Here is a 9,881-nt window from a genome sequence, read left to right as displayed (position 1 = left end):
GATGTCCTGGCCGGCGGCCGAGAAGCTGACCGAGCTGTAGACCAGGTCCGCGCCGCCGCCGGCGGCCTCGACGACCTGGTCGCCGGGGTCGTCGACGTAATAGACGTCATTGCCGCCGCCGCCCGCCATGGTGTCGGCGCCCGCGCCCCCGGTCAGGGTGTCGTTGAACTGGTAGCCCTGCAGGCTATCGCCCAGCGAGGACCCGTTCAGCACCAGGCCGGTCAGCCGGGGATCGGCGTAGGCGCGGATATAGTCGATGGTCATGTCGTACTTGCCGGAGGCCTGGGCGGCCTCGGGCCCGTACATGGCCAGGTCGGTGACCATGTAGAGCGGCGTTCCCAGGTACTGGTTGCCGGGAATGCGGGTGATCTCCAGGTGGTCGTAGTAGATGATGATCCAGTCCGGGGTGACCAGGGCCCCGTAGGTGTGGAACTGGCCGTCGAACATCGAGCCGGAGACGTCGGTGTAGTCGGAGTTGTCGACCTTCTGCGTGAGGGTCGAGCCGGCCACCGGGGTGACGTGGATGGCGGCATGGTGGCCGTCCACGTCGTTGCCGCCGTAGGCCTCGATGACGTCGATCTCGATGCGCGGCTTGGAGGCGTCGGTGGAGAGCAGCCAGAAGGCGGGCCAGGAGCCGGCGCCGGCCGGGAACTTGGCGCTCATCTCGAAGTAGCCGTACTGCTGGGCGAAGCCCTGGCCGGCGTTGTTGACCGACTGCATACGGCCGCTCTGCCAGGCGCCGTCGACCTGCTGCATGCTGATGGTCAGCGCCCCGTCGGCCACGGAGAAGGGGTTCACGGTCGCGGCGGGGCTGACGAAGGTGGCCGAGCCGAAGGTCGCGCCCACCGGGGCGAACCACGTCGCCGTCGCCGGGCTGGCGCCGGGCGTCCCCACGTCCAGGGTGGTGAAGTTGTCTTCGAAGTTCAGGTGGTAGGCGGAAAGATCCAGCCTCGAACCGGCATATTGCCCGGTCCAATCCCCTAGAAGAGTAGATTCGGTCATGACGCAGACGCCCCATACTTGTGGGAATACATCATGCCGACGGCTAGTTTAGCTTATCTGAAAGAAATTGGTAAAGATCCCGGTCTATTACGTTAATGGTAAATTTGAATTCAGATCTATTTCTTTCAGTGAGCTCTGATGTGAGCGGTATATATTTGTCGGGGTGCGACAAAGTAACTCATTTGCCGAGAATATAGAAATGAGTACTGTCGCTAAAATTAGGCTTGTGGCCCGCTGCGCGAACCGGGGTCTGCAAGCCTAAGGCTGGCCGGGACGCTGCGGGGCCTGATCGTAGTAGTCGGCCATTTCGCGCGGCGAGAGCGCGCTCCCCGTCTTCCGGCCGAAGAAGTAGAAGCCTGACGCCGCATCCCGGTGCCGTTGGGTGTCCCGGTCGAAAAACCGCAGCCAGAACACGGGCGCCGAACAGAGCGCCGCGGCCAGGCGGCTGCCCGTCACCGCCCTTACGAAATAGCGGATCGACCACAACAGCGCCGTTCCGGCGCCGGCCGTGGCGCCGTGTTCGATTTCTTCGAACTGGCGGAAAAGCCAGCGATGGCCGCTGCGCGTAAAGCGGGTGAAATCGTAGGCGGCTTCATGCACCGGCTGCATGAATGGCGTATCGGCGAAGATCAGTCCTCTGGGCTTCAGGACGCGATGGACCTCGCTCACCACCACGGCGGGGTCCAGGACATGCTCAAGCACCGCCTGGAGCCAGACCGCGTCGAACGTCTCGTCGACGAAGGGGATCTCATGAGCGTCGGCGACCACCTGGGTGAGCGCCGTCGGGTAGATGTCGAGCCCGACGATCTCGAGGTCGCCGGCGTACAGGTTGTCGGATCCGGAACCCTTCACCGCGCCGCCGACGACCAGGACCCGTGCCCCCGGCGCGAGCTGCGCCCTCATGCGGTCCGCGAGGCGCGCCGCGGCCTTGTTGGCGCCTTTCAGGATGCGCCGGAGGACCTGATGGTGGCGGCGGCGGCGAACCGGCGAGGCGCTCGCCCTGGCGATGAACTCATCCCGGTCGAGGATGCTGCTGTCGAAATTCACCAGCACCGGCTGATTTTGTGAGCTCAGGAAGTCACCATCAACGTCACATGAATAAACGCCGCCGACGTTCAAAACAGGCCCATGACAAATGGGACAGCGCAGGGCGTTCAACAGGTCTCTCACGGCGCGTGATCTAGCGCGAAAACCGAAAGAGAACCATGTGGCTCCGACCGGAGAGCAGGCCGTAGCCCGCGAAGAAATCTTCATGCTCAGCGTTCTCCAACAAGGCGAGCGCCAACAAAAACACATGACCTCATCGGGGAGAGCAGGCTGTCCCGAACTCATTGCAATCCGCGACATCGTCGGCGGTCTGGTCCCGCTCACGCATCATTTAAGACCTGGCCGGCCGCCCATTCGCGTGCGCACACGCGGAGGCGCCGGTCACCCCCCCCTCGAGACCCGAATCCTCGACGCCCAGTCTCGCACATTGCGGCGGCTGGATCTCATGAAGCTGACGGTTCTCTGCAGCGCTGCGGGCGGCAACCGCGTCGCCAGCGCGTAGGTTATCCCGCGCAGGGGATCTTGTCGGACATAGTAGCCATGGACAATTTCATGCGGCAGGGAGCCCCCCCTCAGAGCCCGCGTTGCGTACTGGGAGATTTCCATATTGAACAATCTCTTCAACCGCAGTGCGCGTGGCGCAGCCGATTGCCCGATCATCTCGGAAATGGTCGTGCAGATGCAATGCCGTCGCGAAGTGTCGGTCAGCTTGGTCACCATATTCTCCGAGTCGCGAAAATACGTGGCCGAAACGGTCGGGTCGCAGAGCGCGTCGGCGGCCCAGAGCGCGCGGATCCAGAGATCCTTGTCGCCGCCCCGCAGGCAGCGCTTCTCCGGAAAGAGCCCCACCGCGGTCAGGAGGTCGCGGCGGAAGCCCACGCAGCCGGTCCAGATGGGACAATCCTTGGCGGCGAGCCAGCCGTCGAGGAAGGCGTCGAACCCCAGGCGGTGCACGCCCCGGTCCCGGGACAGCCGGGAATAGGGATTGGACCGCGGCGGCCCTTCGCTGAACAGGTTCTCGAAGCCGGTGAATACACAGCCGACCTCAGCCGGCGCGACCTCGATCATCGCCAGCAGGCGGGCGAGGTGGTCCGGTTTCCAGGCGTCGTCGGCGTCGAGGAAGGCGACCCACGGCGCGGCGGCGGCGGAGACGCCGAGATTGCGGGCGGCGTAGCCTCCGGGTCCGGGCGGCGAGCGTCGCAGAAGCCGGATGCGCGGGTCCGCGAGGCCGGCGACCAGTGTCGGGCCGGCATCCGTCGAGCCGTCGTCCACGACGATGACCTCATGTGGCGGTACGGTCTGCGCGGAGACGGAGCGAAGCGCCCGCAGCACATGGGCCGCCTTGTTGAACAGGGGGATGACGACGGAGACGGGGGCTTCACGCATATGAAATGAGGGGGGTCGCTCTCTCTGGTAAACTTACGTGCCGGCGTCGTGCATTTCGGACGCCTCGAGCGTCGTCAGGAAGTGTTGTCCGCACCGGCCCGCGCCGTGTCGGGTCGCCGCCTCCCGACGAGGCGCCGCGCACCCTAGCATATGAAGAATTCGCCTGGGCGCCGAACTGCCGGAATCTGGTTGCAAGTCGGTTTCGAGCGAGGCGGTGGCGGGAGTCGTGGCATGGCGTCGGGCGGTGCGGCATGTTTCGCGGCGCGGACGGCTGGGCCAACGCCTTACCCGGCGGACGCGCGCGAGCCCCGCGGCGCGGACGCGGATGGATGGCTTGGAGTTGAGCCGATGAGCGTGGTCGCCCTTTGATGCCTGCGGTCCTGAAGGTGCTCATGTCCCCTGCGGATTCGGACAATCCGTTCATCCGCCTGTTCAGTGCGGCGCTGCGGGCCCGTTCTGTCGAGATCGCGCCCCTGACCAACCGGGCGGCCCTGGGGCCGGCCGTGGACATCCTGCTTTTCCATTGGCCGCAGAACCTGGCCACGTCGAAGGCGTTCGGGACCGCCTGGCGATCCTGCACAGTGATGTTGGCGCGGGTTCTCGCCCAGAAGCTGCGGGGCGCCAGGCTGGTCTGGATGGTCCACAACACCCAGAGCTCGGACAGGCGAAACACCGACCTCGAGCGGCTTTACATGCGGATTTTCACCGGTCTGCTGGACGGCGTGATCATGCTGGAATCGACGGCTCCCGGGATCGTCGCGGAACGGCTCCCGGCGCTCCGCGACAAGCCGTCCGTGACGGCGCGCCATCCCCTGTTCGGCGACGCCTATCCGGCAGGCCCTGGGCGCGCCGCGGCGCGGGCCCGCCTTGGACTGCCTCCCGACGAGCGCGTGCTGGGCTTCGTCGGCGATATCCGGGACTACAAGAACCTTCAGGGGTTGCTGCAGGCCTGTCGGGAGGCCGATGGCGACAGGTTTCATCTGTTCATCGCCGGCGCGCTGCACCGGAACGCCTCGGCCGGAGCCGTCCGGGAAGGCATCGGGCGCCTGGTGGTCAGCGGGTTCCCCCTGGTCTGGTTGGAGCGGCGGCTCGACGACGAAGATCTGGTCGCGGCGATCCAGGCTTGTGACGTGGTCGCGCTCCCGTACCTCGAACACGGGACCATCAACTCGGGCTTCGCCATCCTGGCCCTGGAACATGGCGCGCGGCTGCTGGTCAGCGACACCGCGCCGTTCGCGGCGTTGAAATCCGAGCCGGGACTTCCCTGGGTGCAGGCGGCGCCCTTGCCCCTGCGGGGGTGTGACGTGTCGGCGGCGCTGAAGGACCCGACGTTTGCGCCGGACTCCCAAGCGCGGATCGAGCGCTTTCGCACGTCGCGCACATGGGATGCGCTGGCGGACTCGACCTTGGAACTGGCGGCCCGTGTAACCGGTGCGACGCGGTGAAGGCCGCACCACAAACAGCAAGGAATGCAATGTCGGTGAAGCGAACCCTGAAGCGCCTGCTAATCCACATGGGCGTGCGCGCTCTCGAAGCGCCAACCTTCGAGCGATTTCATCGAAACGCCACGCGCAATCAGCGTGCACGAGCCTTGGCGAAACTCGCCCAGGAGTTCGGCGTGAAGCGAATGGTCGCCGAGGGGCGTTTTGGCGAAATCACCAGCGACGTCGCGGATACCACGGTCTTCCTTAGCTATGCGGAGGATGGCGTATGGGCGGCGGCGACCAACAAGCTTGTCGAAGATTTCTTTGGGGACAATGGATTTGAGGGCACATATGTCGATATTGGTGCAAATATTGGCTTGACGACTATTCCAATAGCCAAGAATTCGAAAATTAAGTGCTATTGTTTTGAGCCTGAGACGAGAAATTTCGGGAATCTTTCCCGAAATATATCGTCCAACATCAGAACTTCCAATGTCCAACTCTTCCAGTTGGCAGTCTCCGATCGGGAGAGCATGCTTGAGTTCGAGGTGACGGAAGGCAATCTCGGGGATCAACGGATCAAGGGCGGATCCTTAGGTCCCTCGCTCTTGGGAGAAGCGGATCGTAGGTCAATCACCGTCGAGGCCAGGGCGCTGGATGATATGGGCCTTCAACTGGCCGATCCACTCGCCGTGAAAATTGACGTGCAGGGCGCCGAGCCCTTCGTCATCGCAGGCGGGCGGCGGAGCCTGTCCAAGGCGGCGCTGCTGGTTCTTGAGTATTGGCCTTACGGCATGGGTCGACTGGAAGCCCCCGTCGAGATCCTGTTCTCTTTCCTTGAGCAGCAGTTCGGCTCATTGGAGCTCGTGTTCAAGGAGGGGGCGAGTTCCAGCCCGCCAGCCCCCGTGAACGACGTGATACCGGAGCTGCGGCGCTATTATGAGGAGCACAAGCTCAACCCCTCCTTCTACTTGGACATCATTGCCCGGAAGTCATCACAGAAAGCAGGCGCCTGAGGGGCGCGGGGAGGTTCGCCGGCAGGACTGGCTCCACATCGACGATCACGGTGCGGAGGTGGCGCCGGAACCCCAGGACCATGATGGCGCCATAGAGGAGGACCCCGAGGGGTACGACAATGGCCATCCGGGCCAGCGGGGACAGTTGGTGAAGCGCAAATAGTCTGAGCGCCCACAGGCAGCCCGCCATGACGCCCGCCGCGACCAACGGCGGGTAGGTCCCGGACATCGCCTGCCTGAACGAAAGTCCCACCGCCCGCTTCATCTGGGCGAGGTAGACCGGGATGACCAGGTAACTCGACAGGACCTGCCCTGCGGCGACGCTCGCGACCCCGAAGTGCGAAAAGACTGCGGCGCAGCTCCAGACCGCCACCAGGGCGGCGACGTTCTGGCGCAGGATCATCCGCGATGCGCCGACCGCGGCGAGGGCGGGGACGGCGAAATAGGTCAACGCGGTCGTTCCGACCGACAGGCTCAGGATGGACATGACCGGAGCGGCCGCTCTCCAGCGGGCGCCGAAGCAGGCCTCGATGAAGTCCGGCGCGATCACCGCCAGACCGAGGAACATCGGAAACGTCAGCAGCGAGGTCAGGCGGGTGATCTGCACGTAGCTGCGCGCCACGGCGGACGCGTCCTTCACCTTCGAGAAGGCCGACAGGGCGACCGTCTGGAGGGGGTTGATCGTGAGTTGCGTCAACAATGTCATCCCGCGCGAGGCCACCCTGTAGATGCCCAGCGCGGCCACGCCGCCCACGGCGGCGATGATGATGTCGGCGCCGCGCTGCGCGAGCTGGCCGACCAGCCGGGAGCCCATCATGGGCAGGCTGAAGCTGAGGACCGGCCCCAGGGCCGCGAACCCGCGCGGCGCCCCCGGCGTCCACCGCGACGCGCGCCAAACAATCGCCGCCTGCAAGGCGGATGAGACCAGGCGCTGCGCGATCAGCGGCCAGACGCCTGGCGCCGTGAAAGCCATCGCGATGCTTACCGTTCCGGCGACGACGTTGGTGACGATCAGGCGAAATGCGAGTTTCTTGAACTGGAAGTCGTGCTTGAGCTTGGCTTCGTGCACCGCCGCTGAAGAATCGATGAGAAAGCCGGGTGAGAGGATCGCCAGGACATGGCCGATCCCGATGCCGGTTTCATTCACGGCTATCAGTCCGCCGACGACGGCGGTAATCAGGGTGAAACCCAGTCCCATTCCGAGGTTGGCCCAGAAGACGGCGTTCGCCGTTTCGTCGTTCCAGGTCTTCTCGCGCACCAGGGCTTCAGGCAGGCCTCCCAGGACGACCGTCTTCGAGAACTCCAGAAAGATCAGCGCCAGCGAAACCAATCCGAAGTTCGCCGGCGTGATCAGGCGGGCGACGATGGCCATGACCACGAAGGCGAAGATCTGGTTCGAAATCGCGCCCGCGCTCGACCAGAACGCACTCTTCGCCATCGCCATTTTGATCGACATTCAACTGATTCCTAAGCGCGGCGCGTGGATACTGGATGGAGAACGTGAAATTCTCTCATATTTCCAAGTAGTATAAGGAGCATAGATGGTAAGAGTTCTTGCCTGGCCGATGTCTTCCAATCGCTCGGTGAATCCCTATACCTATGAGCTCTATCGGCATATGCCTGGAGATGAAATTGTCGAGCTCACCTTGGGATTCAGGTGCTTGTGGTCCGCCCTGACGACAAGGTACGACGTGCTGCATCTCCACTGGCTTGAGCGCGCATTCTGGGCCCATCGCCCGAGCGCGCTCCCCAAGCGGCTGCTGCTGATTTTCCTGATCGTCGGCGTCGTCCGGGTCCGGGGCGCGCGGTTCCTGTGGACGGTCCACGATCCCCGGCCGCATGAGATGCCCAGCAACAGGGTTCTGCGCCGGTGGCCCTTCAGCTGGCTGTGGCGCGCCTTCAGGACGCTGGTGTTCTGCAACCTGGACGGGCTGGTCTTTCAGGTCGAAGATCATCGTCGCCTGGTCCTGGAGCAGGAGGCGCGCCTCGGGCGCAAGCCGTTCATCACCTCGCCCCATCCCCATTTCGCAGGTTCATATCCCGATGACGTGGACGCCCGGGCGGCGCGCGCCGCGCTCGGCCTCGCGCCCGACATTCCGGTCATCGGCTTCGTGGGGAACATCCGCCCGTACAAGAACGTGGACGCCCTGATCGAGGCGTTCCGGGCTTCGGACCTGCGCGCGGCGCTGATCGTCGCAGGACAGGTGGACGATCCGGCTCATCAGGCTGTCCTCCATGAGGCGGTCCGCCGCGACGATCGCGTCGTCGCAAAGTTCGAGTTCATCCCCGACGACCGGCTGCAGTACCTCATCAAGGCGGCCGACGTCCTCGTTCTGCCGTTCAAGGCGCCGACCACGTCGGGGTCCGCCATGCTCGGGTTGTCCTTCGCCTGTCCCATTGCGGTCCCCGCGTCCCCGGTCTTTCGAGACCTGCAAGCCAAGGTCGGCTCCGAATGGGTCTACCTCTTCGAAGGGCCGGTTTCGCCTGCGGTCCTGGCCGATCTGCTGGAGTGGACCAGGCGGCCTCGGGCCGCCGCCCCCGATCTTTCGGAGTTCAGCTGGGCGACGGCGGCCCAGAGGACCCATGCATTCATGGAGGCGCTGGTTGCGCAAAAGGCGAGTCCGCGCGCTCCGGCGCCCTAGCGGCCGTCTTGCGGCGAAATATGCAGTCGACTTCCACGGCCGAGACCGGATCGTAGGCCAGCTTGTTGTTGGGATAGACCTGACTTGGCACGAAATCGCGGTCCGCCATATATCCAAGGGCCCGTTGCAGGTCCCAGTCGCCGCGATACATGTGCTCCAGCGGGAGTTCGAGCTGCACGCCCGCCAGCGTCCGCAAGCAGTTTTCGGCGCCGATCAGGACCTGCTCCTCGAAGCCCTGAACGTCGACCTTCAGGAAGACGCTCTTTCCCCCGAGGGACATGAGTACGTCGTCTAGCCGCTGGACGTCGACCTCCTCGGAGCGACCCGCCGCCGCGTCCGGATTGTGCCGCAACGCAGCGCTGGTGAGCGGCATGAACGAGCTGAATTCGGTCGCCGTGCTGACATTGATCTGCGCTTTCCCGGGCGCCGCGCCGAGCGCCAGGTTCCGGACCTCCCACCGAGGGTCGGAGGCGGCGGCCGCCTCCAGTTCGCGGAAGACGTCGCGAACCGGCTCGAACGAGATGATTCGTCCGGTGTAACTCCGGGCTCGCAGGGCTTGGGCGTATTGTCCGACGTTGGCGCCGACATCCAACACCAGATCGACCTCCCGGCTGGCGAGGAACGCCACGAGGCCTCGAGGCGCCCGGGATGTCTGCCGCCGTCGGTCTTCGATACGCACGTCATAGCCGAGAGTCCGAATGGCTCGCTGAGCCAGTCTCCGTACAGGGGTGAACACGTCGTCTCCTCTTCACCCCCATCGGGGCGCAGCCGTTACGTACATCATCACCACGCGGCGGATTTCGAGCCGCAGCCGGGCGTCTTCGCGGCAGAATGCGACTTCTTCAAGGGCGTCCGGCCCCTCCGCTGGTATAGCCGATCAGGCGCCCTGTCAGCGCTCGCACCTCTTCACACCTCCGTTGCTTCGCAACCTGCGCCGAGATGCGGCGCCGCGCGTCCCGGCCGGCCGCCCGCGGGGCGCCGTAAGCCACGGATGGCGGGGGGCCGTCCTGGGCATGTCGCCGGACCGCGCCCGCCGGCGTCGGACGTTGAGTTCGCCGCTGAACATGTTCAGGAGAATATCAAGTCGATGCAAGATCTGCGACGCCGGTTCTTGTGGCCGGATGTATGGGGTGGATTAAGGTCGGAACTGATGCTTTGCTTATCCTTCAGTCGGGCGAGGTTGGACTCATTGGATGATGCTTTGCGGGAGGCGTACGATCGGTCTCGGCAGCGCGAGGGCGTCGCTCGAAAGGTTTGAGCGCGCCTCACCGTCAAGACGTCCGTTCCGCCCCACCCGGCGCGCGGCGCAGGATTTACGGTTTCATGCGACCTTGGAGCGCATGCTTCCAAACGGTCCGCCTCTG

The 9,881-nt window shown here is 64.7% G+C and carries 8 protein-coding genes; 3 read left to right on the top strand and 5 right to left on the bottom strand.

Going from position 1 to position 9,881, the window contains the following annotated elements; all coding sequences use genetic code 11:
• The 3 genes from VGL30_RS16275 to VGL30_RS16265 form a co-directional block, all read right to left on the bottom strand.
• On the bottom strand, positions 1–1,002 hold a 1,002-nt coding region (locus VGL30_RS16275), incomplete at its 3' end, for a family 16 glycosylhydrolase (protein ID WP_331541070.1).
• Between the two features lie 258 nt (positions 1,003–1,260).
• Positions 1,261–2,172 carry a class I SAM-dependent methyltransferase gene (locus tag VGL30_RS16270; protein WP_331541069.1) on the bottom strand — a complete coding sequence of 304 codons (912 nt, stop codon included), beginning with the start codon at positions 2,170–2,172 and terminating at the stop codon, positions 1,261–1,263.
• 258 nt (positions 2,173–2,430) lie between these two features.
• A complete protein-coding gene (locus tag VGL30_RS16265) occupies positions 2,431–3,435 on the bottom strand; it encodes a glycosyltransferase family A protein (protein ID WP_331541068.1) in 1,005 nt (334 codons plus the stop codon).
• 368 nt (positions 3,436–3,803) lie between these two features.
• Here VGL30_RS16265 and VGL30_RS16260 point away from each other — a divergent pair, with 368 nt between their 5' ends.
• Positions 3,804–4,880, top strand: coding sequence for a hypothetical protein (locus tag VGL30_RS16260; protein WP_331541067.1), 1,077 nt, complete (start codon positions 3,804–3,806; stop codon positions 4,878–4,880).
• 35 nt (positions 4,881–4,915) lie between these two features.
• Positions 4,916–5,875, top strand: a complete 960-nt coding sequence (locus VGL30_RS16255) for an FkbM family methyltransferase (protein WP_331541066.1) — start codon at positions 4,916–4,918, stop codon at positions 5,873–5,875.
• On the opposite strand, the gene VGL30_RS16250 is transcribed toward VGL30_RS16255, so the two are convergent.
• Positions 5,838–7,331, bottom strand: a complete 1,494-nt coding sequence (locus tag VGL30_RS16250) for a lipopolysaccharide biosynthesis protein (RefSeq protein WP_331541065.1) — start codon at positions 7,329–7,331, stop codon at positions 5,838–5,840. The two genes, VGL30_RS16255 and VGL30_RS16250, sit on opposite strands and share 38 nt — an antisense overlap.
• Before the next feature lie 85 nt (positions 7,332–7,416).
• Here VGL30_RS16250 and VGL30_RS16245 point away from each other — a divergent pair, with 85 nt between their 5' ends.
• Positions 7,417–8,517 carry a glycosyltransferase gene (locus VGL30_RS16245; RefSeq protein WP_331541064.1) on the top strand — a complete coding sequence of 367 codons (1,101 nt, stop codon included), beginning with the start codon at positions 7,417–7,419 and terminating at the stop codon, positions 8,515–8,517.
• Here VGL30_RS16245 and VGL30_RS16240 read toward each other — a convergent pair.
• The gene (locus VGL30_RS16240; protein ID WP_331541063.1) at positions 8,465–9,145 is read right to left on the bottom strand and encodes an FkbM family methyltransferase; all 681 of its coding nucleotides are present in this window, start codon (positions 9,143–9,145) and stop codon (positions 8,465–8,467) included. The genes VGL30_RS16245 and VGL30_RS16240 overlap by 53 nt on opposite strands.
• Between the last annotated feature and the right edge of the window lie 736 nt (positions 9,146–9,881).

This window comes from Phenylobacterium sp. (assembly GCF_036502675.1).
GTDB lineage: Bacteria > Pseudomonadota > Alphaproteobacteria > Caulobacterales > Caulobacteraceae > Phenylobacterium.
The sequence above is the reverse complement of the archived record's forward strand: the minus strand, read 5'-3'. Positions and strand labels throughout refer to the sequence as shown.